This window comes from Pseudomonas sp. JV449 (assembly GCF_032424295.1).
GTDB classification, from domain to species: domain Bacteria; phylum Pseudomonadota; class Gammaproteobacteria; order Pseudomonadales; family Pseudomonadaceae; genus Aquipseudomonas; species Aquipseudomonas marginalis.
This window is the reverse complement of record NZ_VYKD01000002.1, coordinates 25,306-52,297: the sequence shown is the minus strand read 5'-3', so window position 1 is coordinate 52,297 and position 26,992 is coordinate 25,306. Positions and strand designations below refer to the sequence as shown.

Annotated in this window: 16 protein-coding genes; 1 reads left to right on the top strand and 15 read right to left on the bottom strand. The window is 61.7% G+C overall.

Annotated features, from left to right (window positions below):
- Positions 1–794 (bottom strand): hemagglutinin repeat-containing protein (locus F6S08_RS01430; protein ID WP_315871182.1); only part of this gene is annotated, 794 nt, incomplete at its 3' end.
- Positions 795–1,204: 410 nt separating this feature from the next.
- On the opposite strand from F6S08_RS01430, the gene F6S08_RS01425 reads away from it, so the two are divergent.
- Positions 1,205–1,462 (top strand): hypothetical protein, encoded by a 258-nt coding sequence (locus F6S08_RS01425; protein WP_027608116.1) that lies wholly within the window; start codon positions 1,205–1,207, stop codon positions 1,460–1,462.
- Between the two features lie 207 nt (positions 1,463–1,669).
- On the opposite strand, the gene F6S08_RS01420 is transcribed toward F6S08_RS01425, so the two are convergent.
- From F6S08_RS01420 to F6S08_RS01355, 14 genes are all read right to left on the bottom strand, one after another.
- The gene (locus tag F6S08_RS01420; RefSeq protein WP_133822175.1) at positions 1,670–2,245 is read right to left on the bottom strand and encodes a hypothetical protein; all 576 of its coding nucleotides are present in this window, start codon (positions 2,243–2,245) and stop codon (positions 1,670–1,672) included.
- 2 nt (positions 2,246–2,247) lie between these two features.
- The gene (locus tag F6S08_RS01415; protein ID WP_315871181.1) at positions 2,248–10,626 is read right to left on the bottom strand and encodes a hemagglutinin repeat-containing protein; all 8,379 of its coding nucleotides are present in this window, start codon (positions 10,624–10,626) and stop codon (positions 2,248–2,250) included.
- A gap of 29 nt (positions 10,627–10,655) precedes the next feature.
- Positions 10,656–12,377 (bottom strand): ShlB/FhaC/HecB family hemolysin secretion/activation protein, encoded by a 1,722-nt coding sequence (locus F6S08_RS01410; RefSeq protein WP_074848304.1) that lies wholly within the window; start codon positions 12,375–12,377, stop codon positions 10,656–10,658.
- Positions 12,378–12,830: 453 nt separating this feature from the next.
- Complete coding sequence (gene pgaD, locus F6S08_RS01405; RefSeq protein ID WP_065924687.1) at positions 12,831–13,313, bottom strand: poly-beta-1,6-N-acetyl-D-glucosamine biosynthesis protein PgaD; 483 nt, start codon at positions 13,311–13,313, stop codon at positions 12,831–12,833.
- 2 nt (positions 13,314–13,315) lie between these two features.
- Positions 13,316–14,656, bottom strand: coding sequence for a poly-beta-1,6-N-acetyl-D-glucosamine synthase (gene pgaC, locus F6S08_RS01400; RefSeq protein ID WP_027608081.1), 1,341 nt, complete (start codon positions 14,654–14,656; stop codon positions 13,316–13,318).
- A 2-nt stretch (positions 14,657–14,658) separates the two neighbouring features.
- On the bottom strand, positions 14,659–16,656 hold the full coding sequence (gene pgaB, locus F6S08_RS01395; RefSeq protein WP_137212700.1) for a poly-beta-1,6-N-acetyl-D-glucosamine N-deacetylase PgaB: 1,998 nt from the start codon (positions 16,654–16,656) through the stop codon (positions 14,659–14,661).
- 12 nt (positions 16,657–16,668) lie between these two features.
- Positions 16,669–19,149 carry a poly-beta-1,6 N-acetyl-D-glucosamine export porin PgaA gene (pgaA, locus tag F6S08_RS01390; protein WP_065924685.1) on the bottom strand — a complete coding sequence of 827 codons (2,481 nt, stop codon included), beginning with the start codon at positions 19,147–19,149 and terminating at the stop codon, positions 16,669–16,671.
- 300 nt (positions 19,150–19,449) lie between these two features.
- Positions 19,450–20,946, bottom strand: coding sequence for a YdgA family protein (locus tag F6S08_RS01385; protein ID WP_315871180.1), 1,497 nt, complete (start codon positions 20,944–20,946; stop codon positions 19,450–19,452).
- A 251-nt stretch (positions 20,947–21,197) separates the two neighbouring features.
- Complete coding sequence (locus tag F6S08_RS01380; protein ID WP_027608077.1) at positions 21,198–21,830, bottom strand: hypothetical protein; 633 nt, start codon at positions 21,828–21,830, stop codon at positions 21,198–21,200.
- Positions 21,831–21,911: 81 nt separating this feature from the next.
- The gene (locus F6S08_RS01375) at positions 21,912–23,354 is read right to left on the bottom strand and encodes an efflux transporter outer membrane subunit (RefSeq protein ID WP_315871179.1); all 1,443 of its coding nucleotides are present in this window, start codon (positions 23,352–23,354) and stop codon (positions 21,912–21,914) included.
- Complete coding sequence (locus F6S08_RS01370) at positions 23,351–24,241, bottom strand: efflux RND transporter periplasmic adaptor subunit (protein WP_027608075.1); 891 nt, start codon at positions 24,239–24,241, stop codon at positions 23,351–23,353. Before F6S08_RS01370 ends, F6S08_RS01375 begins: the two co-directional genes overlap by 4 nt.
- A complete protein-coding gene (locus tag F6S08_RS01365) occupies positions 24,238–24,447 on the bottom strand; it encodes a DUF1656 domain-containing protein (RefSeq protein WP_012721577.1) in 210 nt (69 codons plus the stop codon). Before F6S08_RS01365 ends, F6S08_RS01370 begins: the two co-directional genes overlap by 4 nt.
- On the bottom strand, positions 24,444–26,522 hold the full coding sequence (locus tag F6S08_RS01360) for an FUSC family protein (protein ID WP_137212699.1): 2,079 nt from the start codon (positions 26,520–26,522) through the stop codon (positions 24,444–24,446). The genes F6S08_RS01365 and F6S08_RS01360 overlap by 4 nt, the downstream gene beginning before the upstream one ends.
- Positions 26,519–26,929, bottom strand: a complete 411-nt coding sequence (locus tag F6S08_RS01355; RefSeq protein WP_065924681.1) for a MarR family winged helix-turn-helix transcriptional regulator — start codon at positions 26,927–26,929, stop codon at positions 26,519–26,521. Before F6S08_RS01355 ends, F6S08_RS01360 begins: the two co-directional genes overlap by 4 nt.
- Positions 26,930–26,992 lie beyond the last annotated feature (63 nt).

Below are 26,992 nucleotides of genomic sequence, written 5' to 3'. Positions count from 1 at the left end.
AACGACACATTGCCCGCGCTCGAACCAATAGTGCTGCCGGTCAAGGTCATTTCATTGGCCGTGCCGTTGTGCTTCGAGCTGTTGATGTACAGCTTCTGGTTGCCGGTCATGTCGTCCAGACCGAGCTTGTTGCCGGTCAGCACGCCGGTGAGGTCGCGATTTTTTTCCTTGTGCATGTCGGTGCGGGCGAAGGTGTTTTGCGCCGCGTCGATGGTCAGGTCGCGGCCGGCCTGGACGGCGAGGTCGCCGGTGCTGACCAGGGACGAGCCGGTGACCGTGGCATCGCGTTTGGCGGCGACCGTGACGGTTTCGCCGGAGACCATGCTGCCCAGGGCGGTGGTGCGTTTTTCGTCGACTTTGTCCTGGACTTTGCTCGACTTCAGGCCGCCCCAGCTGCTTTTGCTTTCCTTGCGTTCGTGGCGGGCGCTGTCGGCGTTGCTGACGGCGAGGATGTTCACGTCCTGGCCGGCCACCAGTTGCGTAGCGCCTTTTTCGGCAGTGACGGCGCTGCCGGCCAGCAGCAGGTCCGCACCGGCGACGACGGTGCTGTTCGTCCCCGCGCTGACCAGGCTGCCGACGTTGTTCACGACGTCGGTTTCATCCAGGCGGAATTTCTTGCCCTGGGAGGTTTTCTTGGTCTTGCTGTAGAAGCTGTAGTCCTGGTCTTGCGCGGCTTTGAGCTCGAGGTTTTTGCCGGATACCAGGTACGCCTCGTTGCCGGCATTGACCTGGCTGGCGACCAGTTGCAGGTTCTGCCCGGCGCTCAGGGTGGCGTCGCCGCCGGCCTTGATCACGCTGGAGACTTGCTGGACGTGGTCTTCGATGCTTTTGATTTTTTCGAGTTGTAGGTCGAATGCTGCTCGTTGGCTGCCGCGATGGCGTTGAGGTTGGCGCCGGCTCGCAGGGCGACGTTGGCCTTTTGATGCCTTGCGTGTTTTTACGCTGAGGACTTATAGTCCGCCGGTCGTCCAAAAGGGCGATCGGATTTGGCGATCCGTTGACCGTATGCGAAAGCTTTCTGCTTGCTTGCAGGGGTTTCCGTACCCGCATCGCTGCTTTATGGCAGCTGTGCGCGGGAGACCTTCGGGTCTGCCGGAACTCGGTCCCGGTTCGCCAACCTGCGTACAGCTGTCACCCATTCGTTTGGCGACGATAGGTGACAGCTTTCATTACATCGACCGAGGCTTTACCTATGAATAGATACATGCCGCTTACAGGCCATGACTCAACCATCCCCGCGCTGGTGATCGACACGCAAGCGCCCCTAGATGTTCTCTATGATGCCGCCGCGTATCGCATTCGTGCGGTGACTCAGTTTTTGGAGAACCTCGCGTTTCGGGAAGAGATCAGCAGTGATGCGATTGTGCTTCACGATTTTGCGCTGTTACTGGCAATTCCGCTGCGAGATGGGTGTGATTTGCTGGATGTGATTGGCCGGAAGTTGAACTCAAAAATTTCATAAATAAAATGGGCGGTTATTTTAAAAACCGCCCAGCTTAAAAACTTCCCAGACAAATGAAATAAAAAAGCCAATTATTAAAGAACGTAACACCTCCAGATTTGCTTCTCCACAAGCATTCAAACAAAAACGTGGCCTGCCCCCTAATGGATAGCGCAATCACAGTTACGACAAACGACACAGTGAAATACTTGCACGTCACTGCACATCTTATTTAGCCTTTATTAATTGCATCCAATAGTTATATGTCTCTCGAAGCCGACCTAATGTCTTTGATCCATCAGCAATAGCGCACGCGAATGCATGAGCAACTCTTACTGGATTGGTAGGCAGCGAGCCAGATGCGGATATAACAGGCTGCCCGTAATCCGCCTGTTTCTTATTACCTTTTAACTGACTCCAGCTCAGTTCAGGGTTATTTCGAACCGCCACTTCACCATAATACATTCCAACTAAAACAGCCAAAGACATTGCCTCTTCGGATAGAACAGGTGTGTTCAAATCAGCCGTGCCGGCAATTGAATCATTTCCTGTTTCGTTAACCGTTGATGACAGTTGCTCTTTATAAATCCGTGAAGCTAACCACTCAGCCACACCATCTAAAGATTCCGGGGAAAAATCCGCGTTCCAGCTTTCATATCCCGGCGTATGCCAAACAGCTTGAATTAACTCATCTAAACAGTAGGGTTTATTAAGCATAAAGAGTTCATAAAAACTATTTAGCTCTTTCGAATTCATAGATGAAAAAAAATCTGTGACTGGCGTATAGGCGGTTGTAAATTCCATAATCAATGCACCTTAATTTTGATTCCCGCGTCGGACAAAGCTTTTTCAAGGGCTGGCGCAGGTCCAACGCGTCCTGTGACGGGGCTCCTATAAAAATTCCATGTTACCCCATTAACCATACCGCGGCTCAGGAGCTCCGTATCCTTCATCACCTGAAGGGCTGTATTGGCGTCGAGTGAAGTGTATCCAACCTTGGACTCATGAGCCAAAGCACCTGGAGCTAGCTGGTCGACGACACGCACGCCTTGGGTCGTTTGGAAGGTAACTTGAGACTGACCACCCAATGGTTTTAGGGCATCCTCCCCGATTTTCCCTGTTGCTCCAATTCCGGCGGACGGATTAGGAGAAACAATTCGCGTCGCTCTATCCTCGGTCAACGTGTAGTAGTTACCATTACCGGCCAGAAACACCTGATTGCCATTGGCGTCCTGCGTTCCGGTAGGTTTGTAAGTCCCACCACCGGGGCCGTTCACGGTTCCATCAATTTCTTGTGTGTAGCCTTTGGGAACATTAAAGCTCGCGTCGTTTGCTGCTGATTTTCCGGTTCCGACAACTTTGGCCTCTCCAGAAATCAAAGTCGATGCAGGCACTTTTGTAGTAGACGTTAACCCTTTTAATCCGTACCCCCCAGCAATCGCCGCCGTGATGGCATGCATCGTCATGACAAAATCATACTGTTGCTCAACTTCCGCCCGCGTTTTCTCAGAACGGCTCGCAAGGTCCGTTATCACGATGTCGTGGAGAATGCTGGCATCGTCTAAGCCACGTAATGCAGCCTCGGCATTTTTTGCATCAGCCGGGTAAAGTTCTTTATAAAGCAGACGGACAGAGACAGGAGCCTCGTATTCCGCAAGAGCCTGACGTGCAGGTTCGATCAAACGACCGCAAGCGGAACTGGACAAATTTCCGGTAGTGCAGGCATCGCGAATCGCTTCATCTCGATCTTTATCGATAACGTTTATATACGCGAGTTCATCTTTTTCTTTGTCAGTGATGGTGCCCAGCATTTGCTTGCGTGAAAGCACAAACTTACGGGTCGCTTCCGGCACGCTGAGATAGTTATTCTCAACCGCATTCCTCCCAACCTGAGCCGCTGCCACCGCATCCAGTGCGCCCTTGCCGGACAACGATCCTGAAAGGCCACCCGCCAAGGTCGCGAGGCTGGAGATCGTCTGCTTTTGCGCCTGGGTCAGGTTCTCGTTACTGACATCGCCATACAGGTTCTCTTTGATCAGACGTGCGGTTTCCTCTGCCGCCACAGCACCGGCTGCACCAGCGAGTGCTGAGTTACCGCCAGCCTTGGCGAGCACAGCACCCAGTACCGCATGGGCCATCAGATTGGCTGTAGGGTCGCCCTTGGTCCTGTCCCTGATTGTTTCTGCCAGATATGGCGCCGCCGCCCCCGCCAACGCACCGCCCACGCTACCGCCCATCGCCGCTTGCACCACGGCAGTCACCGCCTGGCTGGCCCTCTGGAAGCTACTGCCGACGCCATAATCCTGCTGGGCACGTTGGTTGATCTGATCCTGCGTCGGGGTGGTAATCCCTTCCTGCACGAGCTTCTCTCGTGTCGCTTTGTTCACATCGCTGTTAGGGTCGTTGGCGGCCCTGATCCTGGCCGCAGCAATCGCATCACCAATGCCCTTGGTCAACTCCATCGAACTCTTGATCAGATCCATGCGTTCCTGCATGGCCTTTTCATCAGGCTTGTCGAGACGCTGGTTGGCGTTGGCGGTGTCGCGGTTCAGGCCGACCAGGTCACCCGCGCCTTCAGGGTTGCGCACCACGATCGTGCCTTCGCTGACGGCACTGCGCGTGTAGCTGTGGTCCGAATCGTTCAGCGACATTCCATACAAGGCACCCGGCGTGAGGGTAGTCGCGCCGCCACTGTAGGAACCGGAGACGCTGACGCCGGCCGATTGGCTCTTGATCTCGCTCTTATTCTTGATGTCGCTGACCAGCAGCCGATCGGTGAGCAGCAGGTTTTTGTCGGCCGTGGCTTCACTGGCAATCACCGCACCTTGCAGGGTGGTGTTTTTCGCCACATCGATGGTGTAGCCACCCTTACCGGCAAAGAAGCCGCTCTGGTCGGTCACCGCCTGGTAGTCGCTGTTCATCTTCGACGCCGCCAGGTTCGCGGACGCGGTTACCGGGGAGCCATAACAGATCGGCGGAATGCAGATGCTCGCACCGAAGCCTGCGCTGTTCTGCTTGCTCTTGGACGTTTCGGTGTCTTGGCGCGACAGAATGTTGAGGTTGCCGCCGATGGTGGCATCGATACGGTCAGCGCGTACCTGCGCGCCGATCAGGCTGGTGTCCTGGCCGCTGCGCAGCACCAGCGAGCCGGTGTCCAGAGTGGTGTTGACCTGGGTAACCGAGCCACCCGAGCCAAGGTTCTTGGCGGTTTGTGCACCGAGGTCGATGGTGAAACCGTTTTGCTCGCCTATGTTGAAGCTGGCACCGATAGCGGTCCTGTTGCGTGAACCGTCGTTTTTGCGGTCGGTGGTGTTCTGTGCGCTTTGCATCAGGATGTTGTTTTTCGCGGACAGCAACGTGCTGTCGGCTTTCAACGTACTGCCGGTAATCGTCAAGTCACCCACAGTGCCCGGCGCATCGCCCGCGGCGATGATCGACAGTTTACCCCCGGCGTTGAGGTTGCTCTGGTGAGCGGCCTGCGCCGTGTATTCGCTGCTGCTTTTGGTGCGGGTGTTGGCCAGTTCGGTACCGATCTTGATCAGTGACCCGTTGCCGGCAGAGCCACCGGTCTTGTCCTTGAAGCCGGTACTTTGTTTAGCGAGATCGCCCGCCTGGTTATTCAGGTTGTACATCGACAGCGCCGCCTGAGCGATCTTCACGGCCTTGAGGCGCGGATCGTCGGAGCTGCGCGCCGCCTCGGCTGCGTCGCGGATGCTGTTGGCGGTGTCGACCACGGTGCCCGCAATCACTCGCCCAACCGCCAAGCTCTTGGAACTGTCCTTACTGGTCTGACTGGCCGTCTCCATCCCCGAAGTAACGGTGACATCAGCCCCACTCAACTCCATGTTCTTGGTGCTCACCAGATCACTGGCCACCACCTTCAGCTCACGCCCCGCCGTCAACGACACATTGCCCGCACTCGAACCAATCGTGCTGCCGGTCAAGGTCATTTCATTGGCCGTGCCGTTGTGCTTCGAGCTGTTGATGTACAGCTTCTGGTTGCCGGTCATGTCGTCCAGACCGAGCTTGTTGCCGGTCAGCACGCCGGTGAGGTCGCGATTTTTTTCCTTGTGCATGTCGGTGCGGGCGAAGGTGTTCTGCGCCGCGTCGATGGTCAGGTCACGGCCGGCCTGGACGGCGAGGTCGCCGGTGCTGACCAGGTTGGAACCGGTGACCGTGGCGTCGCGTTTGGCGGCGACGGTGACGGTTTCGCCGGAGACCATGCTGCCCAGGGCGGTGGTGCGTTTTTCGTCGACTTTGTCCTGGACTTTGCTCGACTTCAGGCCGCCCCAGCTGCTTTTGCTTTCCTTGCGTTCGTGGCGGGCGCTGTCGGCGTTGCTGACGGCGAGGATGTTCACGTCCTGGCCGGCCACGAGTTGTGTGGCGCCTTTTTCAGCAGTGACGGCACTCCCAGCCAGCAGCAGGTCGGCACCGGCGACGAGGGTGCTGTTCGTCCCCGCGCTGACCAGGCTGCCAACGTTGTTCACCACATCGGTTTCATCCAGGCGGAATTTTTTGCCCTGGGAGGTTTTCTTGGTCTTGCTGTAGAAGCTGTAGTCCTGGTTTTCGGCGGCTTTGAGCTCGAGGTTTTTACCGGATACCAGGTACGCCTCGTTGCCGGCATTGACCTGGCTGGCGACCAGTTGCAGGTTCTGCCCGGCGCTCAGGGTGGCGTCGCCGCCGGCCTTGATCACGCTGGACACTTGCTGCACGTGGTCTTCGATGCTCTTGACCTTTTTCGTGTTGGTCGTGGAGTGCTGCTCGTTGGCCGCCGCGATGGCGTTGAGGTCGCGGGTGGCAATCAGGTTGACGTCGCGTTTGGCATTGACCTGGCTGGCCACGGCGCTGATGTCGCGCCCGCCAATCACATGCAGGTCGCGGCCGGCCTCGACCACCGAGCCTTGCTGGGCGATGGTGGTGAAGCTGGAGCGGTTGCCGATGGCGCCGCTGTCGAGGCTTTTCGAGGCGGTGATGTTGACGTCGCCCGCCGCCTTGACTGTGGCATCGGCACCGCTCTTGAGCACGCCGCCGACGTTGTTGATGTTGCCGCCAGCCTGCATGGCCAGATCGTTGGCCGATTCGATGCGCGCGGCGCTGTCGACGAAGTCGCTGCGTTCGCTGCGGTAGCTGCTGGCGCTTTCGTGGGTGGTGACGCTGCGTTCGTTGAGCAGGTCGGCGCCGGCGGCGAGGTTGACGTTGCCCGCGCTGATCACACCGCCTGCGCGGTTGGTCAGGTTGTTGCCGCTGAGCAGGTCGAGGCGACCACCGGCTTCCATCAACCCACTGTTGGTGAGGTTGCTGCCGACGTTCGCCAGCAGGTTGCCGGTGGCGCGCAAGGTGCCGGCGTTGTTGAGGTGGCTGCCGGTGATCAGGTTGACGTCGGTGCCGGAAATCAATGCACCGTTGGGTGCCAGGCGGTTATTCGCCTGGGCCAGGTACAGCACCGGCACCAGCACTTGTTGCCCGGCAACGGTGGCGTTTTCCAGCCACACGATGTCGTGGGTCAGGGCAGCGACTTGTTCGGCGGTGAGGCTCACGCCTACGGACAAATTCAGGGCGCTTTTGCTGCTGATGGCGTTGTCCATCAGGTGCTTGAACAGGTCGGCGTCGCTGGTCTGGCCATCGATGAAGCGCTGGCCGGTGCGGGCGAGCACGGCTTGCTGGATCAGGCGTTGCTCATAGAAGCCGTCGCCCAGGCGACGTTGCGCAGTGTCGGGGTCGTAGCCGAGCTTGGTCAGCATGTAGTCCGAGCTCATGAACTGGCGCATGTCGGTGAGCAGCGGGTTGGTTTCGATCAGGTACTTATGCGGGCTGGCCGCGAACTGGCTGGTGGGCAGCCCGGTTGCGCCATCGCGGTCGTTGAGGTGGAACAGGCCGTTCTGGCCGGTGGGCAGGTCGAAGCCGGGCAGGCCCAGCGGGTTGACCTGTTGCTGGGCAACGTCCGGTGGCAGTTGCGCGTTGAGGCTGACCAGGGTCGAGTAGCCCGGCGCCTTGGTGTTGGCGCCGCTGCCGACGTAGGTGTAGCCACCTTGCACGACACTGTTGTCGATGCCGGCCTGGGCTCTCACGTCCACACTGCCACCGGCCTGGATGACGGCGGCGTAGCTCTGGTCGGGCACCATCAGCTGGGTGGTCTTGCGCAGCTTGTCCTTCTCGCCCTCCATCTTGCCAATGAACGACGCCAGGCCGGCTTCGACGCCGGTCATGTCCTGGCCTGCCGAATAGCGTTGAGTGAAGGCCGCGGCTTCACGGTACCAGCCTCCGGGCTTGCGCTCGCGGGCTGAGGTAAAGACGCGGTCATACTGGGTATCGTGGGTCACGACGCCGACGTTGGTGAGTTGGTTGACGATGGCCGTGAGGTTGCCGCCGGCGGCGATGCTACTGCTGCTGTTGAGCAGCTCGCCGCCGGTGAGCAGCATGTTGCCGCCCGAGGTAATGCTGGACGCTGCCGTGGCATCGCTGACGATGAAGTGATCACGCTGGGTAATCTGGAACGGCCGGTTCTGCTTGCCGCCTTCGCAGTCGCCACCGGTCACCCCTTCGATACAGGCGATGGGCGTGATGGAGGCGCTGTAGATGCCGGACTCGGTGGTGAGCACAGTACGGATGTTCTGGATCGTGCTGGCCGCCAGGATCAGGTTGCGCTCGCTCTCGATCGTCCCCGAGCTGTTGATGATGCTGGTGGCCAGGCCGCCCTGGCCGTCGCGATCGACACGCAGGTTGCCCATGGCGTAGATCGCGGCGCCGAGGTTTTTCAGGCGGTCGACCTTGAGGTTCATGTCGCCGCCACTGAAGATCAGGCCGTGGTCGTTGAGCAGGTTGTCCACCGAAAGATCCAGGCTGCCCTGGCTGGCGACGCTGCCGCCCACGGTCCAGTCCTTGCCGCTGCCGACCAGGGCGCGGATGCCGAGCAGTTTGCCGGTGGCGGTCTGTTGCAGGTTATCGACGTTGACGGTCAGGCGCCCGGCCTGGATCGCGGTGCTGTTGGTCCAGTTGGCTTTATCGAGGATCAGGTCGCCATTGGTCACCAGGCTACCGCCGACATCGTCGAGGCTGATGCCGCTGAGGTCGAGTGCACCCGTGCCCACGTGCAATACCTTGCCGCCGGTGTTCTGGAAGCGGGTGGCGGCGAGGCTCAATTGGTCGTTGGCGGTCTCGAGGCTACCGCTGTTGTTGAGCAGGCCGCCGATGGCGTAGCGGGTCTTGCCGGTGGTGCCGAGGGCGCGCATCTGGCCGCTGTTGGTGAGGCTGGCAGTGTCGACGTCGAGGGCGGTGGCGCTCTCGATCAGGCCACGGTTAACCAGGGCCCCGGTCAGGCTGACGTCGATCCGGTTGCCGGCGATCTCGCCGCCGCTATCCACATTCATACCGGTCAGGTGCACGCGATCCCGAGCAAACAGCGCGCCGCTGCCGTTGTTGAAGTCAGTGGCGTCGATCTGCGCATCACCGGCTTTGGCGGCGATGCGGCCACCGTCGTTGTCGAGGGTGCCGGCGGTGAGGGTCACGCCGGACTTTTCACTGTGGATCAGGCCGTTGCCGCCGTTTTGCAGCAGGCCGCTGGTGGTCAGGGTCAGGCCATCGTTGGCGGCCAGGGTGCCGTTGTTGCGGTTGTCGATGCTGTTGGCGAACAGGGTCAGCAAACCTTGGCTGGCGAGCTTGCCTCCCTGGTTGTCAACGTGGGCGGCGCGCTGGATCAGCAACGGGCCGGCACTCGCCAGCTTGCCGTTGCGATTGATCAGGTCGCCGATCAGGTCCAGGGTGATTGCGCCGCCACCGGTGAGGCTGCCGGCGCTGTTGTCCAGGGTATCGCCGTGCAGGGTGAAGGCACCGGTGCTGTCGATGATGCCGCCCTGGCTGTTGTCCAGCAGGCCGCTGACGGTGAGGGTCTGCGTGCCGTCGCTGAGCAGGCGACCGTTGTTGCGGTTGTCGACGCTGGCGGCGGTGACGTTCAACACCTGCTTGGCGTTCATGGTACCGCCCTGGTTGTCCAGGGTATTGGCGGTGGCGCCGAGCTCGCGATTGGCGATCACCGTGCCGGTATTGCTGATGTGCTGGGCCTCGAGCTTGACGTCGCCGACGGTGTTGCGCGTGTTATCGGCGTTGACCCCGGCCTCGACGATGCCGCTGTTGGTCAGTTGGCCGTTGCTGGTCAGTGTGATGCTGTCGCGGGCGGCGAGGGTCTTGCTGTTTTTCAGGGTGCCCTTGGTCTGTGCCTTGAGGGTGGTGCCCGCGTACACGGCGCCCTTGGTCTCCAGGCTCGCGGCCTTAATGTCCACCGCACCGCTGGCGGCGGCCTGGGCCATGCTCAGGTGGCCGTTGGCGTCGAGCTGAATATCGCCACCACTGGCTGCCAGTGTGCCGTCGAGCTTCACACCCACGCCGGCTTCGGTGCCCACCAGTTTGATCGCACCGGCATACATGCCGCCCAGGGCCGACGAGTCGATGGCCAGTTCCGGCTTGGTGCTGCCGTCGTCGGCGCGCGCGGTGGTTTTCAGGCTTTGGGCGTCGACGTCATTGCGTCCGGCAATCACGGTGAGCTGGCGCGCATTGATCTTGGCGTTGATCTTGGCCGAACGGGTAATGATCTCGAAGCGGTCGACGTTGCTGGCGTTCAAGCCCTGGCCGTCGATGGTCACCGCACCGCCATCCACCTGGTAGCGGTCCAGGCGCCCGGCCTGGTCAAGAATCGGCTTGCCGGTGGTCAGGGTGACGTTGGGGGTATTGATAAAGCCGCAACCGTTACAGCTCACGCCATACGGGTTGGCCACGATGACCTTGGCGGACTGCCCCGCCACTTCGGTGTAGCCGCGCAACTGGCTGGGGCTGCCGCCGTTGACTTCGTTGAGGATGACATTCGCAGCGCCGCCCTTGAGGTTCGGGTTGCCGACGATGATCCCGCCCAGCTGCGTGCTCTGCACCATGCCCGTGGCGTTGTTGAGGATCACGCCGTTGGGACCGACGTTGTAGTCCTTGAACTGGTTATGGGACAGCCCGCTGCCATTGGGCGTGGCGATGTTCACCACCGGAACGCCGTTGCCCGCCTGCCCGAGGGTAGTGCCGGGGCCGCTGACCACAATACCCTCGGCCTGGGCCAGCAGCGGCTGCCAGAACAACGCGTTGGCCAGGATCAGGGCCAGGCCGCGTTGGCTCAGGCTTTTCAGGGCAGTAACAGGGCGAACGTCCATATTCAAAATCTCAAGGCAGCGGTGTTGAATTACAGGAAGAAATCCAGGCGGAAATAAATCGGCGCTTCGCGCTCGGTCACGACGCCAGGCCTTTCCAGCGAATGGGCAAACGTCACGCTGGTGCTGACGTGCTTGCCACGGGCAAACAGCTCCAGGGAGTTACTCGATACCCGGCCGTGCTGGTCATCGTTGTAGCGATCGTTGCGAATCACGCCCTGGTCGTAGCCGACGCTGGCGCCGTACTCGGCGAAGGCCGGGCGCATCCAGTCGAGGGTCACCGGGCGCGCCCAACGCACTTCGTTGCGCCAGTAGCCGCCGCTGTCGCCGTTCAACTGCTGGTCCTTGAAACCCCGCACCGAGTACGAGCCGCCAAGACTCATGCGTTGCGGCGCGTACAGCACGTCTTCACTGCGCTGCCCGGTGGCCAGGCTGGAAAAACTCAATGACTCGCCCCACAGCGTGAACGGCTGCAGGTAGCTCAGGGTGGCGGTGTATTTGCGGTAGCGCGGCGTGGGCGTGAGGTTGCCGCGGATACGGGTCTGCTCATCCTTTTGCGCATCGAAGGCACCGATACCGTTTTGCATGCCCACATCAAGGTTGACGAACGCGCTGCCGATACGGCGCCCGTGGCTGATACCCACCTGGAATTCGCTGAGGCGGTTGCTGCTGACGCCCAGGCGTGTGTCGTTGATGTAGTTGTTGGTGCGCAAATGAGTGAGGCCGACATTGACCGACGTCTTGCTCACGTCATCGCGATGCACCACACGCTCGGCGCGCAGCTGGTGATTCTGGCTGTCGCCCCATTGCTTGTATTTGAAGTCATCGACGCTGCCCGGCGTGCGGTAATCGCTTTCACTGTAGGTGTAACTGAAGTTCCACCAGCCCCACGGCACGTTGTAGTAGAGCATGCTGTTTTTCGAGGTTTTCTGGTGGTCGCTGATGGCATCGTGGCCGCCGCGCAGGATCAGTTGGTCGGCCAGGCCCAGCGGGCTGTCCCATTCCAGGCCAGCGCCCCACTGCTGTTCGCCGGTACTTTTCTGGCCGTCGTTGTTGCGCGACAGGCTGGCGCGCCAGGGTTTTTGCGGCTGGTTTTTGACCAGCACTTCGCTGCCGCCGATCTGGGTGCCGGGGGTCAGTTCCATTTGCGCCTGTTTGGACGGCAAGCGGCTCAGTTGATCCACCAGTTGCTCGACTTCGCGCAGGTTGAGGGCCTCGCCAACCTTGCCGGGAAACGCCATGGCCAGCTCGCGGTCGGTGACCGTGCTGCCCTGGGCGCCCTTCAGGCCTTCGAGTTTGCCTTCGACCACCAGCACTTGCAGGTGGCCGCTGGAAAGGTCCTGTTGCGGCAGGTAGGCCCGGCTGGTGACGCGGCCCTTGGCAATGTAGTAATCGGTGATGACCTTGAGCAGTTCATTGAGCTGCGTAACGCCCAGGCATTGGCCGATATAGGGTTTGAGCAGGCGGTTACGGTCGGCTGCGGAGAGGCTGTCGGCGCCCTTGAGTTCGATGTCCTGGATGGGGAAGCAGCGGGTGTCAGCAGGCTGTGCCGGGGCCTGTGGCTGATTGCTCTTGCCGGGCAGGTCCTGGAGCTCTTCCAGGCGCCGACGCTGCTCTTCGAGAAGCCGGTTCTGGCGGTCGCGGATAAGGTCCTGATCCCCCGGCGTAGGGGCGGCCAAGGCACTGTTGCCGCTCAAATAAGCAAGCAGCAAAGTGCATAGCAAATACCGAGTCCGTGGCAATAAAAAAGACATGTTCGGTCCGTCGAAAATCAGGGGCCGCGAAACTAACATCGAACTAGCAGTAACCCAAGAAACAGAGTCAGTTGCATGTCCGCGCTAGTTATTCACGCAACACATTGATTAATAACAATAAAAAATTATCAAAAAGATACACGGCCTGACACTGGAAATATTATTCCGACAGGCGGCAGCTGTTCTGATAGCGATTCGTCGGAGAACTTATAAGTTGCCATTACTTGGCCATCAAGTTCTTGCCGAGATAAGTTAGTACCGAAAAAAGCAGATAAGTTCGCGGGAGTTTTGTGAATTGGATCGCAATAATCGGGATCGGCAGGGTAAGAGCCCCATGTGGGGGGCGGTGCGACGATTCGACTTGCTCCCGATAGGGGGTGTCAGCCAAGTATTCATTAGCTGATCCACCGCAATCGGGGTGCCCCCTCCCACATTGGATTGTGGTTTACACCACTAGCTGGCGTCTTTGTTCTGAGGCGCGCCAGGCACGAGGGTCAAGCCTGGTTTTTCCACGTCGCGGGAGACGTGGGCTTTGACTTCCGACACGCCGCCGTCTTCGTCGTTGTGGATCACCAGTACGCCCGGGCGGCGCAGTTGCTCCAGGTCACCCTCGGCGAGGCTGAAGCTCTCGCTCAGGTTCTTGTCGGTGAGAGCCTTGGCTTCGGCGCGGCGCTGGGCGAACTTGCGCCCCTTGCGTTGCTGGTAGCGTGCCCAGGTGACCAGGATCACCGCGTTGAACAGTGCGATCCACAGGTAGACCTGCAAGGTATTGAGCGCCGCGAAAATCGGCGCCTCGATACGCGGGCCGCCGTGGGTTTCAAGCATCGAAGTGACCCCGCGCGCCAGCAGCCAGACCAGTCCGGCCCAGGCCATCAAGGTCAGGATCACGTCGATGATCCACATCACGGTACTTTGGCGAGTTCTGACCAGTTTCATGCTCAGGCCTCCTCTTCAACAGGTTTGATACCGCGATCCGGGCTGACCCAGCGCGCGCGCTTCTGGTGCTGGTTGAACAGCACCTTGGGGAAACTGACCAGGGTGGTGAACAGGCTGACCAGCCAGAACACCATCGGGTACCACACGGTCCAGAACAGGGTTTTCCACAGGTCTTTCTCGTAGCGGCGGTCGATCAGGATGCTCACCGCAAACTGCACCAAACACACCATCGCCAGCACCAGGCCGGTAAAGGCCGGCGGGACCAGGGAGTCCACCGTGATTGCCGGCGGCAGCACGATGAATTTGCCCAGGCCCCAGAAAATCACCGAAAGCAGGAAGGTGAAGGCCCAACCGGTGGACAGGCAGTATTCGAACAGCAGCGGCCACAGGTAGCGATGGCGCCATTGCCAGATGCCACGGATATTCTTGAACAGCACTTCGGCACCGCCCTGGGCCCAGCGCAGGCGCTGTTTCCACAGGCCACCGACGGTTTCGGGCATCAGGATCCAGCACAGCGCGCGCGGCTCGTAGAAGATGCTCCAGTGATCAAGCTGCAGCTTCCAACTGACATCGATGTCCTCGGTGATCATGTCGGTGCTCCAGTAGTCGATGCGGTCCAGCGCCTTTTTACGGAACGCCACCACCACACCCGACACCGTGAAGATCCGCCCGAACACGCGCTGGGTGCGCTTGATCAAGCCGATGATCGAGGAGAACTCGCCCACCTGCACGCGGCCGATCAAGGTCGAGCGTGTGCGGATGCGTGGGTTGCCGGTGACGGCGCCCAGGCGCGGGTTGTCGAGCATCGGTGCAACCATGTAGGCCGCCGCGTTTTTATCCAGCAGCGCATCGCCGTCGATGCACACCAGGTATTCGCTGCGCGAGGCCACCGCACCCATGCGCAAGGCCACGGCCTTGCCCTGGTTCTGCGCCAGGTGCAGCACGCGCAGGCGCGGATGTTCCAGCGCCAGGGCGTCGAGGACGGCGGCAGTGTTGTCCTTGGAGCCGTCGTTGACCGCGATCACTTCGATGTTCGGGTACAGCTGGCCCAGCGCCGCATGAATGGTGTCGGCGGCGTTATCGCCCTCGTTGTAGCAAGGGATGATGATCGAGATCAGCGGGTTGCCGGCCAGGGTCGGTGCCGGAGTGTCTTCCTCCCAGGGCCAGTGGCGCTCCCAATGCAGCCAGAAGTACAAGCCACCGGCGATCCACAGCGCCGACATGAACAGCGGGTAGAAAAACACGAAGTCCATCAGGAACTGCCCGGTGACCAGGAAGATCAGGCCCAGGGGCACGCCTAATACCAGTGCCAGCACGAATAACGCCAGGATTCTGTCGAACATGGTCAAGGATTCCATTGGTTGGAAAGGGCCGGACGCACAGTCTTCAGGTCCGGGGAATTTTCCAGGAAGTTGTCCGGGTAGTAGCCAAAACTCGTGACACCCTGGCGCTTGAGCACACCCATCCATTCAGCCATCTGCACAGCGTCGATATCCGGCGCGGCCTTGGTGCGCCAGTCTTTGGCCTGCAGTTCGAATACCGTGCGCTCCATCGCGCCAGGACGCACCTTGACCGTCGCCACCAGCTTCTCCAGCCAGGCATTGGAGGTCTTGTACTCCTGGCCTTCCATCAGCGGCATGGCCATCGGCGCGGTCCAGTCATAGGTCTGGAGGAAATCATCGAGGTTCTGGGCGAACCAGGCCTCGCTCGCCGGGTTGAGCATCGGCTCGGCGAAGATATTGCGCGCGGTCTGCACCTGCGGCCCACCGATGGCGTGGACCTTGGCGGTCAGCTCTTTGGTGAAGTCGATCAGGTAGCGGCTCTTGAAGCGCGTCCAGCGCTGCATCACGGCCGGGTCGGCGCGCAGGGCCTGGATGCTGCCCGGCAGGCCGTTGGCGGCATAGGCCTTGAGCGCGGCGGGGCTGGCGTCTTCGAAGTCAGAGAGCACTGCGTCGTCGTGGTACAGCACGCCGTCGATGGCATTGTTGCGCGCCAGGTCTTCATAGATCTCGCCAATGATCTTGCGCACCTGCGGGTCGAACGGCGACAGGCGTTTATATTGGTCCGGGTCGGTGCCGACCTGACCGGTTTCCGGGTCCCAGCGCGTCACGCGGGGCAGCTTGGGATCGAGGGCAAAACTCAACACCGGCATCCACGCGTACACGGCGGCATGGGCACGGGTGTGCAACTGCCAGGAGACGCGGTTGAACAGGTCGGCGCGCACCGGCAAGTGACGGTTGGGGAAGTACAGTTCGTGCACCAGGCCATCCCCCTTGGGGTCGGCGAAGGCTTGCAGGAACACCGTACCGGCGCCCATGTCCACCACGCGCTGCACCAGTTGGTCGAGGTTGCGCGCCTGCTGGGCCGGGTCCGGGTCGTAGACGTTGTCCAGGTCCACATGCAGCACCCGCAGCGGTGCCGGGGTTTGCACGGCGACGATGCTGTTGGCGAAATGCTCGCCGTCCGGGTCGGAGGCCACCAGGAAGCGCGGGCTGTTCATCAGGTCACTGGAGCTGTCGAGGCCGTCTTCCAGGGTCAGGGCCATCTGGTAGCCCTGCTCGCCGACGATCGCCAGCGAGGTGCCCTTGGCGGCGCCGTACGGCCACACCCATACCCGTGGTTTCTTGCCGGTCACGGTTTGGATCTTGTTGGAGATCGCCGCGACATCCGCACGCAGCCGCGCATCGAACTGCGCCTGGGTTTCATAGCGACCCGTGGCCGGGTCATAGCGCAGCGAGGTCGCCGCCGGCTCGAGGTTGCCCTGGGGGTTGGCCAGGATCCCGGTGTGGCTGGCGTCGGTGTGCGCGGCGATTTCCACCAGGCCCGATTGCGACACTTCGCGGATCTGCTGCCAGGTAAGGAACTCGCCGCGCGGCCGTGGCGAGCCGGCGAAGTCCACCGGTTTGTTCATCGGCGTGTCGATCCAGTAGCCCACCGGCGCCAGCAAGGCCGGCCAGCGATAGGCGCGCAGGATCGGCATCACGCGGGTATAGAAGCTCGAATAGCCGTCATCGAAGCTGAGCATGATGGCTTTGGGCGGCAACGCGGGGCCGCCACGGCGGGCGGCCAGGATCTGGTCAACGCTGACCGCCTGATAGCCGTTCTCCCGCAGCCAGGCCAACTGTTCGATCAATCGCTCGGTGCGCACCGCCACCACGGCCTGGTCAGGATCGCGGTCCGACACGTCATGGTAGGCAATGCCCAGGAAGTGGTTTTTCGGCCACGCCGCTTCGTTGGGCGGTGTCGGCCGCTCGGCGGGGGGAGTGAAAGGTGCGGGTTGCTGGGCGCAGGCACTGGCCAGCAATACGCCCAGAACCAACAAGCAACGGCTGAGGAAGGTCATGGTCAGGCTCTTTTAGAAACGGTAAGTGAGGTCGACGAGCAGACGCAGATCGCGTTCGCGATCCCCGTCATAAGGTCGGCTGATCAGGCTCAGGTTGGCGCCGGCGTCCAGCACGTCATTCCAGCGAAAGCGTTGGCCATAGCCCACCAGACCGATGCCACCGGTGGAGTAATCCCGCTGGCTATACGTACCCGCACCGACCTGGAACTGCTGACTCCACTGGGTCTCGTAGCGGTGATAGAGCACATGGTTGATGTTGAGGACGGGCAACACGGTAAAGTCCGACTTCGGATTGAAGTACACCGTGTCTTCCTTGCTGTTGCGGCTGGCGCCGACTTCCAGGCCCAGGTCCACTTGCACTTTCGGCGAGCTGTAGAGGCCTTCGCGGCCGCTGAGCAAGGCTTCGAAGCGGTCGTTGCCGTCGCTGAAATGGGAGGGGCTGAGGGTGAGTTTCCATTCGCGGCTTTCGTTGGCGCGCCAGCGGATAAAGCCGCTGCCACCGTTGGCCGTGACCCCGTCATTCAACGCCCGCAGCGGCGTGGTGCTCAGCAGGTAGCCGAGGCTGCCGCCGTATTGCCAATTGTCGTTGATGTCGCGGGCAATCGACACCGCGGCGCCTTGTTTGGAGCCATCGCCGTAGGAATGGTTGGAGACCTCGGCTTCAATGGTCATGTCGCGGGTACGCCGCTCCACGCCCACGACCTGCCAGCGATGCTGGCCCGTGCCTTCGCTGAAGTCGGCCTTGGCATACCCGGCGCCGGCGAATACACGCCAGTCTTCGTCGATGGGCGGCGTGTAGATCCGACTCTCAATGCCCCAGTCGCGGCTACCCGCGACGGCGCCCGCGTCACTGTCATTGCCCCCGCCAAAACTTTTACCGGTATAGGCCTCGACCCGCAGCTCGGCCATGTCATGCACGTCGCGCAGGCGGCTCAGGCGCTGCACCTGGCGATTGTCCGGGTTGCGGGCGAGCACATCGTCGGTGAGCACGTCGAGCTGGCGCCACTCCTGCAGGTCCATGGCGGTGTAGGCCTGGCTCACTTCCAGGCCCATATCCCGTGGGGCCTGGGCTTCGGTTTCCTTCAGGATGCCTTCGGCACGCCGTGGCAGGTCGCGGGCGCGGTACATGTCAGCCTGGGCCAGGCGCAGGCCGACGTTGCCAGGGGCTTTCGCCACCAGCGCTTCGAGGCCGGCTTCGCTTCCCGGCAGGTCGCCGCCGTAGACGCCGGCCTGGGCCGACAGTTGCTGGGCGTCCATCCACGCGTCGTTGGGGTTGCCGATGGGCAAGCCCTTGAGCTCGACCCGCGGGTTCTGGCTGTTGGCGAGGCCCTTGGCGACCTCGTTGGCGTCCTCGGCTTTATCGCTTTCCTGCAAGGCGTAGAACAGCGCAGTGGTGTCTTCGACCCGATCATCGGGCTCGGCGTCGGTGGCGCTCAGGGCCTGGCGATACAGCGGCTCGGCTTTTTCCGGCTGGCGTTGGTCGAGGTAGGACGCGGCCACCCAGCGCACGGCGTAGGTCGGCAGTTGCACACCTTCGGCCTTAAGCACTTCGTACTCGCGGATCACTTCAGCGGTACGCGCACGGGCCTTGAGTGCGCCCAGGCGGTCGATACGCCAGCGCACCACATCGTCATGGGCGCTGGCGTCCGGGGTCCAGCGGGCGAGCAGTTTGTCGTAATCGGCCAGGGCTCGGTCGGCAATCACGTAGCGTTCTTTTTCGCTGCGGGTGGCGAACTCGGCCATGCGCACACGCTCGGCAGCGAGGTCGCCTTCCAGGCGGCGCTGGGTCACCGGGTCCAGCAGGCCAGGACGCTGGGCCGACAGGCGCAACGCGGCTTCCGGCAGGCGGGCCTTTTGCAGGGCGACGATGTATTCGCGGGCGACGTCAGGCTTGTCGCCCGCGCGGATAAACGCCTGGTCGAACTCAAACAGCGCATCGTAGTTGAGGCCGGCGCGGGTCAGTGCGTAGCCCAGGGCCATGCGGCGGTTAGGATCATCGGGCTTGGCGGCCACCAGCGCGCGGGTGCGTTGCACGGCTTCGTTGGCCTTGCCGCCGTCGGCCTGGGTCAGGGCCAAGCCCAGTTGCAGATCGACATTATTCGGCTCACGCAGCAACGCCTGGCGATAGACAGCCTCAGCCTGGGCCCATTGCCGCTGGTTACGATACGTACGCGCGACGGTGGCGAGCGCCTGGGTGCTGAGGTTGCGATGTTTACCCTGGGCCTCGTACACCTTCAGCACTTCGGCGTCCTGGCCGGCCCAACCGGCGATCACCACATGATCGCTGACCTGGCCTGGCGTCTGGCGTTCGGCAGACAGCTGGCGCAATTGGGTCAGGGCGGGGGTGAAGTTGCCGTTGCGCGCCTGAATAATCAGTGCGTCATAGGCCGGATCGGCCATGGCGAAGGCGGGCATCAGTAATTGGCTGCATAAGGCTGCCCCGACGAGCAGTCGCAACCGGCCTGATGCACTGAGTGGTAGGTTTCGCAACATATCGTGAGCTTCCTTACACACGGAAAGCTGTAACGATAGGTGGTCCTGAGCGAATTGCCGCAGGGTGCCGGCGTCCAATGACCCGGCCTAGCTTTCCTGTGTGAACTATCTCTTAGGAAAGTAGGAAAAAGACCAATCCAAAACAATTGTTCAGAATTGCGCAGCCTATCTGAAATGTGAATGTGGGAGCGGACTTGCCTGCGATAACGGGGTACCAGCCGGCACGTGCGCCGACTGTTTGACCCTTATCGCGGGCACTCCCGCTCCCACATTATTTATTTCCGGATGATGGCGAAATCTTTACTGTGCGCCGCTGACCGCGCCGACCTTGGCCATCACAAAACCAATGAATTGCTCGACGGTCATCTTCTGGCCGTTGAAGGTCACTTCATTGTTGGCGTAGTGCAACTTGGACACCACGTCGCTGCCGACCAGGGTCGCCAACTGAGTACCGACCGCCATGCCGCTGACCATCTCAGCGGCCATTTGGGACTGCTGCTCGATGGCTTTCGCGTCGCTCACGCCACCGAGTTGCGCTTGCAGGGCGGCAACGTCACCGATCATCGGCTTGGACAAGGTCAGGTTGGCATCCAGCAATGCAATCATCTGCTTGCCCAGCTCAACCGGCGGCAGCTCCATGGACGCTGGCTTGGCCAGGTCCACCAGCAGGTTGAACTTGCTTTCGCCATGGGTGGTTTTCAGGGACAGGTTTTCCACGGCGATCTGCGGCTTGGCGGCCAATACCTGGTTGACGTTCGCTTCGGCCAAGGCTTGCTCGGCTTCGGTCAATTGCAGCTCAGGCGCGGGCTGGCCCGCTGCGGCAGCGGCTTGCACCGGCTGCATTTTGTCCTGGTACAGCTTGGTCAACACCAGCATGGCCGGGATGTCGACGTTCTTCATGCTCAGGGCCATGGCCGCCGAACCCACGGGTTTGCCCTGGTAACCGATCTCGTCGATCTTGTAGTCGACACGGCCGGCCAGGTTGTTGTCCTTGGTTTCGCTGGAGTCTTTCTGCTCGAAGCCTTTGACCGTCAGCACGGCTTTCTGCGGGCCGAAGGTGAACGTGCTGTCGGTCAGCTCAACGGTATTTTGCCCGGTGTAGAAGCCAAAGGTGGATTTTTCCAGGTTGCTGGCGATGGTCAGGCCAGACAATTGAGCTTCGAAGTGTTCGCCCTTGCCGTCTAACCCGGCGATCTTGAAGCTGTTCATGAAGCCGTCGGCCTTGACCTTCTGGCCTTCGGCGGTGCTGTCGAAATTCAGGTTGGCGCCGGAGAAGTTCACCGAAGACGTGTCGTCCTTGAACGTCAGGGGCAGCAATTCGATGTTGCCGTTGACCGAGCGGCTGTAGCCGATATTGGCCACGCCTTTGAGCGGCGACACGTCTTTGGCGGCGGCGAACCACTTCTCGGTGGTGGGGTTCTTTTCCAGCTCATAGTGACTGGTGGCCATGACCGGCAGCCATTTGAGCGTCACCAGGCGCGAGAACGGCAGCGGGCCGTGTTCGATATGGTCGACGAAGAGCAATTCGGGATTGGGGTTTTCTTCGCCGAACACCGAGCCTTGGCCCTTCAGGCGGTAGTGCGCGGTGCTGCTGAACACGCCACGCTCCAGGGACACCAGCTCCAGGGCCACGGTGCCATCGACGCCGGCCATGGAGGTCTGCAGTTCCTTGTTGGCGTTCTGGATCGCGGTTTGCAGCACCGGTTCCAGTTGTTTACCGGTGTACCAGGCGCCGCCTGCACTGACGACGCCTACGGCGACAACTAAACCCAAAAGAACGACTGCTGGCTTATTCATGAAGTGACCTGATCAAATCCTGTGAGAAGTGGGCTGTCTTCCTTGAACCCTGTTGGGGTTGGCTCAAGCCCGCCGAAAAATCCGGGAGAGGTTAGCATAGGCTCCGTAGCAGCGGTCGAGCGCAGCGAGGCCGCGTTCGACTGCGAAGCAGTCGTAAAACCACGCACCTTGGCTTATCAAAAACCGTGCGTGCTGGTTTTACGAGGACTTCGTCCTCGAACGCGGCCTCGTTCTACTCGACCACTGCTACGTCAGGAATACTCCAATTCGATCTCGTCGAGCTGGTGGTCAAAACTCTTCAGGCGTGCGGTCCAGGTGTACACCAGCACCTCAAACTCGCGGTGTATCACCGCATTGCCGGGCGTGTCGGACTTGGGGTCGCAGAAGTCCAGTTGGTAGCGCTCACGGGCCATCTGCGTGGCAACGTCGGACAATTCCCGCGCATTATTCAGCCAATGCCGGCCATCGGCGACCTGCCGATCGAGGGCCACACACTGTTTTTTCAGGACTTCGAGGCTTTTTTCCAGGGGCGTGCCGGTAAGGTCGCCCATGACTTCCTGGAAGGTGCGCCCCGGCTGCCAATAGCTGCCCCAGAAATAGCGGTCGAACACGGTTTCGACTCGACGCAGGGCGACCTTGGTGTCCCAGATCGCTACGCGGGTCTTGCCTTGCTCGAGGAGTTTTTTCTTCACGCGCTGGTTCTGGTAGGACGCCCAGGCCACCACGCCGATGGACAGGGAGCCGATCACCAGGCAGGCGCTGTCGAGAAACACCATGGCCTTGTCGAGTTGATGGGCGAGCATGACGCCGTAGAAATACGCGGCCGATAACAACACCAGTGCGAAGAGCACGCACCAGAAAGCGGGAGCATAAGGGTTTTTCATTATTGGAATCCCCATGAGCAAACGCGAGCAGTGTCAGGCGAGTCGTCACGGCGACCCGCCTGTCCAAGCATAGCTATTCGCTCAGGGTTTGCCGGGCGGTGACGCTTGCGTTCGTCCGCTTTCCCAGCCGCCGCCCAGGGCCAGGAACAGATCGATCTGGCTCATGGCAACCTGGGTATTCGCCGCCGCCAGTTGCGCGCGCATCGCGGTGTAGGTGCGGGTGGCTTGCAGGTCGGCAAGGAACGATTCGCGGCCGGCCTGGAAGAAGCGGTGGGTCTGGTCTGCCGCCTCTTGGGCCGAGCGCTCGGCGTCCGCCAGCGCCTCGCGCCGTTGCAGCACGGCGGTGTATTGCGCCAGGCCGGTCTGGGTTTCGCGGATGGCATTGAGTACCACACCGTCGAAATGCGCCAGGGCGCCCTGGGTCGCGGCTTCGGCTTCGTGGATGCGCGCACGGGCGCCGTTGGTCGGCACCGTCCAACTGATCATCGGGCCGAAGCCCCAGCGGTTGGTCGCCGGCTGGCCGAGGTTGTCGAGCAGGCCCACGGTGCCCACCGTGGCGCCGATGGCGATGTCCGGGTACAAGGCGCCGGTGGCCACGCCGATACGCGCAGTGGCGGCGGCCAGTTGGCGCTCGGCCTGGCGCACGTCGGGGCGACGCTTGAGCAGTGCCGCACCATCGCCCACCGGCAACAATTGAGCGATATGCGGCAGTTCGGCACAGCTGCCGGTGCCCGCCGGCAGTTGGTCCACTGGCTTGGCCAGCAGCATCGACAGGCGGAACAGCCCGGCCTGGCGCGCCGCTTCGTAGCGCGGCATGTCGGCGCGCAAGGATTTGTATTGGGTTTGCGAGCGGGTGACCTGGGTTTCATCGCCACGGCCCGCGTCACGCAGGCGTTGGGTCAGTTTGGTGCTCTGGGCTTGCAGGTCGAGGGACTCGTTGGCAATCGCCAGTTCTTCGTTGGCCGCGCAGACCTGGGTGTAGGAGCGCACCACATCGGCCACCAGGGTGATGCGTGCGGTATCAGCGGCAGCCTGGGCCGCATCGGCGCTGGCCTGGGCGCTTTCGATGCCACGTTGCAAGGTGCCGAACAGGTCGAATTGATACGAGGTGGTAATGCCGACGCTGCCGATGTTATCCACCGGCACTTTGTCCGCCTGCAAAAACGCTTCGCCGGATTCCTGCAGCCGTTGCACCTCGGCCTTGGCGCCGGCACTCCAGCCGCCGGCGGATTCAGCCTGTTGGGTCTGATAACGGGCGCGCTGCAGGTTGGCTGCGGCCACCCGCAGGTCGGTGTTGGAGGCCATGGCCTGGCGTACCAGCTCGTCCAGGCGCGGGTCTTTGTACAGCTTCCACCAGTCGGCCGGCACCGGCGCCGACACCACGTCGCTGCCCTTGCCCGCCAGTTGCCCTTGCAGGTCAGCGCGGTTGACGGCAGACGTTTGCGGCAGCTTGTAATCCGGCCCCACCACTTGGCAGGCCGACAGCAACAACCCCAGCGCAGCGGTTGCCCACAGCGGCTTCATGGCTTGGCTCCGTCATTGGGTTTGTCGCCAATGATCGACACCGTGGCCGTACGCCCGGCGATCATGCGGAAGTCCGCCGGGACATCGTCAAAGGCAATACGCACCGGAATCCGCTGGGCCAGGCGCACCCAGCTGAACGCCGGGTTGACGTTGGGCAGCAGGTTAGAGCCGCTGCTGCGGTCACGGTCTTCGATACCGGCGACGATGCTCTGCACATGCCCGTGCAGGCGGGCGTTGTCGCCGATCACACGGATGTCGACGCCCATGCCGACGTGGATACCGTCGAGCTTGGTCTCTTCGAAGTAGCCGTCGATGTGGAACGAATTGCTGTCCACCACCGACAGCACCGGCCGCCCGGCGGTGACGAACTCCTGGGTACGCGGTGCACGGTCGTTGACGTAGCCGTCCACCGGGCTGCGGATCACCGAGCGGTCGAGGTTGAGTTGGGCCGAGTCCACCGTCACTTGCGCTTCGGCCAGGGCCGATTGGGCGCGGGCAACGCGGGACTGGCTTTCTTCCAGTTGCTCGCTGGGCACCAGGTTGCCGAGGCCACGGTTACGCTTGTACTCGCGGCTTGCCTGGGCCAGGGTTTCCTGGCGGTCGGCCACGGCGGCCTGGGCTTGGCGCAGGGCCAGCTTGAAGCGGTCCTGGTCGACGGCAAACAGTACCTGGCCCTTGGTCACCAACTGGTTGTCGTGCACATCGACGCGCTGGATCAGCCCGGACACGTCCGGCGCGATCTGCACGATGTCGGCACGGATGTGACCGTCACGGGTCCAGGGCGCAAACATGTAGTACATGACCATGCGCCACACAACGACGACCGCGAAGCTCACGATCAACAACGTCAGGACTACACGGCCGATGGTCAAAAAAGGTTTTTTCATGTCATCAGGTATCGACTGAGTGAGTCCACCGCGCCCAGCAACAGCGCGTAGAGCCCCACATTGAACAATGCCCGGTGCCAGACCAGGCGATAGAAGTGGACGCGGGTCAACAGCCCGTGCACCACCAGGAACAACACGTACGTAATGCCCATCAGCACCAGCAGCGTGGGCAGGAACACCCCGCTGATATCCAGATCACCGATCATAAAGGCGCTCCATCGGGTAGCGGCGCTTCCATCTCCGTGCCGCCAATGAATTCCACTCCCGGCAACAACGCCAGGCGCAGGCCGGCCAGCGCGTGCAGCAGGTGCAGGCGGGTATCGGCTTCGTCTTGCAGGCCCTGGTCGTTGAGGGCGCGACGCGTGCGGTCGAGGGTCATCAGCAGACCGCTGGGCGCGGGCAAGCGTTCACCCGCCTTGAGGCAGGCCTTGAAGTAACCGCCCACGCCTTCCACCACCTGGTTGAGCAGCACCCGCGGCACGCCGAGGATGCGCGGCGAATAGGCCAGCAGGTCGAGCAGGTTGAGCGCCACGCGCAGGTCGCGCAGGGCGATGCCGGTGTCCTGGCCGATCATCGCCAGGCGTGGCAGGTGCTGCATCAGGCGGTCAAGCATTTGCACGGCCAGGTAGCGGTGTTCGTTCAGGGTGGCGGGCTCGGTCAGGCCGACGATGTCGCGCCAGCTGAAACGGGTCAGGCGCTTGGCCGCCAGTTCGGCGCCGAAGGGCCGTGCGATCAACGTCCACACAAAGGCGAACAACAGGCCCACGGGCCCGGCCAGGTTGACGTTGGCGAAGTTGAGGAAGTCCGCGTCGTAGGCGCCCTGGATGCTGATGAACGATGAGGTGTTCACCAGCGTCAGCAGCATGCCCAGGTAAAAACGCGGCTGCACGGTCAGCGTGCCGATGCAGATGAACGGCACCGCGAACGCCAGTACCAGCATCGGGAAATCGTGCAGGTTGGGCAGTACCAGGAACAGGTAGAGGCTGGCGAACAGCACCGACATGGCGGTCCAGAAAAAGAACCGATAGATCTGCGGCGCCGGGTCGTCCATAGAAGCGAAAAAACTGCAGGCCACGGCTGCCAGGATCACCGCGCTGCCGCCATCGGTCCAGCCCAGCAGGATCCACAGCACCGACGCGACGATGATCGCGGTGACGGTGGAAAACGCCGAATAAAGCATCAGGCCATGGTCGAGGAACGGCGTGAGCCGGCCCAGGCGCCAGTGACGGTACACGGCGCGCCAGGTGTCCTGGCTTTCGCACTGGATGGCGGCTTGCAGGCTTCGGCAGTCCTGCCACAGGTCGATCCACTCGCCCAGGCGGTAGAGGGCGTTGGAGAACAGCAGTGTGTGGCGCTCGTCCAGCGCTTCGCCTTGGGGTTGCAGGGCGTCGACCTGTTCACGCAGGGCGCGCCAGCGTTCCAGCGGTGCGCTTTCGGTGGTGTTTTCCAGCCACTGCCGGGTGGCTTCCAGCAGCGGCGTCAACTGCTCGAGAAACTGCGGCGCACGCTGTTCGACGGCATACAGCGCATCGTCGAGTTCCTCCACCAACGGCAGCAGGTGGATCATGCGCCCGCGCAATTCCTTGGTATTGCGCACCGTCTGCGGCCGCGCGCCTTCGTGGGGCAACTGGCCGATCATCAATTCAAGGGTATTGAAGGTGGCGACCATGCCGCCGCGCAGGGCGCTGACTTCTTCCGGCTGCACATTGCGGGAAAGAAAGCGCTGGCTGTAGACCTGGGCGTCGCTGAACCACTTGGCCACCGCGCCATCGAACACCGGCATCAGCCGCCGCGGCCAAAACATCGCGCCCACCACCGCCGCGACCGCAATGCCGAGGAAGATTTCCTCGGTCCGCGCCTCGGCCACATCCCACACCGCCAGCGGGTTATCCACCACCGGCAGGGCGATCAGCGGCAAGGTGTAGCCGGCCAGCATCAAGGCATAGTTGTTGGCAGTGCGCAGGTGCATGGAGAGGAACAGCAAGGTGCCCGTCCACAGTGCGATCACCACCACCAGGATGTACGGCGACTGCACGAACATCGGCACAAAAAACACCGCCGCCGCCGCCCCCATCAAGGTGCCGATGGCGCGGTACAGGGCCTTGGAACTGGTAGGGCCGACAAACGGACTGGAGACGATATACACCGTGGCCATCGCCCAATACGGACGCGGCATTTGCATCAGCATGGCGATGTACAACGCGATCATCGACGCGGCGAAGGTACGAACCCCATAGAACCAGTCACGGGCGGGCGGAAAACCGGTAAAAAATCCGTTCAAAGCGTCGCCGCCTCAAAGGCCCGCAGTACACGCAGTGCCGCTTCCATGTCGGCGGTCGCAATGTCCGCCAGCACTTCGCGGCGCAGGCGCACCAGTTGCACCTCCACCGCCTGCACCAACTCGCGACCACGCTCGGTGAGGCTCAGGGCCTTGGCGCGGCGGTCGTGAATGTCTTCGCTACGGCACACATAGCCGTCATGGCACAGCCGGTCGAGCAGGCGCACCAGCGAAGGACTTTCCATCCCGGAGGCCTGGGCTACTTTGACCTGATGCACTCCGTCGCCCAGGCGACCGATCATCAACAACGGCACAGCGCAGGCTTCGGAGATGCCATAGCTCACCAGCGTGCTCTGGCAGATTTTGCGCCAGTTACGGGCGCCCACCACCATGCTGCTGCTGAGGTTCATCTGGAGGTGTTCGAGGGATTGAGGCACGGGATAGTTCGCATACAGTTAGTTTGCTAACTATCA

Coding starts and splice junctions, on each gene's coding strand:
- F6S08_RS01425 (WP_027608116.1), top strand. CDS start 1,205: ATGCCGCTTACAGGCCATGACTCAACCATCCCCGCGCTGGTGATCGAC.
- F6S08_RS01420 (WP_133822175.1), bottom strand. CDS start 2,245: ATGGAATTTACAACCGCCTATACGCCAGTCACAGATTTTTTTTCATCT.
- F6S08_RS01415 (WP_315871181.1), bottom strand. CDS start 10,626: ATGGACGTTCGCCCTGTTACTGCCCTGAAAAGCCTGAGCCAACGCGGC.
- F6S08_RS01410 (WP_074848304.1), bottom strand. CDS start 12,377: ATGTCTTTTTTATTGCCACGGACTCGGTATTTGCTATGCACTTTGCTG.
- pgaD (WP_065924687.1), bottom strand. CDS start 13,313: ATGAAACTGGTCAGAACTCGCCAAAGTACCGTGATGTGGATCATCGAC.
- pgaC (WP_027608081.1), bottom strand. CDS start 14,656: ATGTTCGACAGAATCCTGGCGTTATTCGTGCTGGCACTGGTATTAGGC.
- pgaB (WP_137212700.1), bottom strand. CDS start 16,656: ATGACCTTCCTCAGCCGTTGCTTGTTGGTTCTGGGCGTATTGCTGGCC.
- pgaA (WP_065924685.1), bottom strand. CDS start 19,149: ATGTTGCGAAACCTACCACTCAGTGCATCAGGCCGGTTGCGACTGCTC.
- F6S08_RS01385 (WP_315871180.1), bottom strand. CDS start 20,946: ATGAATAAGCCAGCAGTCGTTCTTTTGGGTTTAGTTGTCGCCGTAGGC.
- F6S08_RS01380 (WP_027608077.1), bottom strand. CDS start 21,830: ATGAAAAACCCTTATGCTCCCGCTTTCTGGTGCGTGCTCTTCGCACTG.
- F6S08_RS01375 (WP_315871179.1), bottom strand. CDS start 23,354: ATGAAGCCGCTGTGGGCAACCGCTGCGCTGGGGTTGTTGCTGTCGGCC.
- F6S08_RS01370 (WP_027608075.1), bottom strand. CDS start 24,241: ATGAAAAAACCTTTTTTGACCATCGGCCGTGTAGTCCTGACGTTGTTG.
- F6S08_RS01365 (WP_012721577.1), bottom strand. CDS start 24,447: ATGATCGGTGATCTGGATATCAGCGGGGTGTTCCTGCCCACGCTGCTG.
- F6S08_RS01355 (WP_065924681.1), bottom strand. CDS start 26,929: ATGAACCTCAGCAGCAGCATGGTGGTGGGCGCCCGTAACTGGCGCAAA.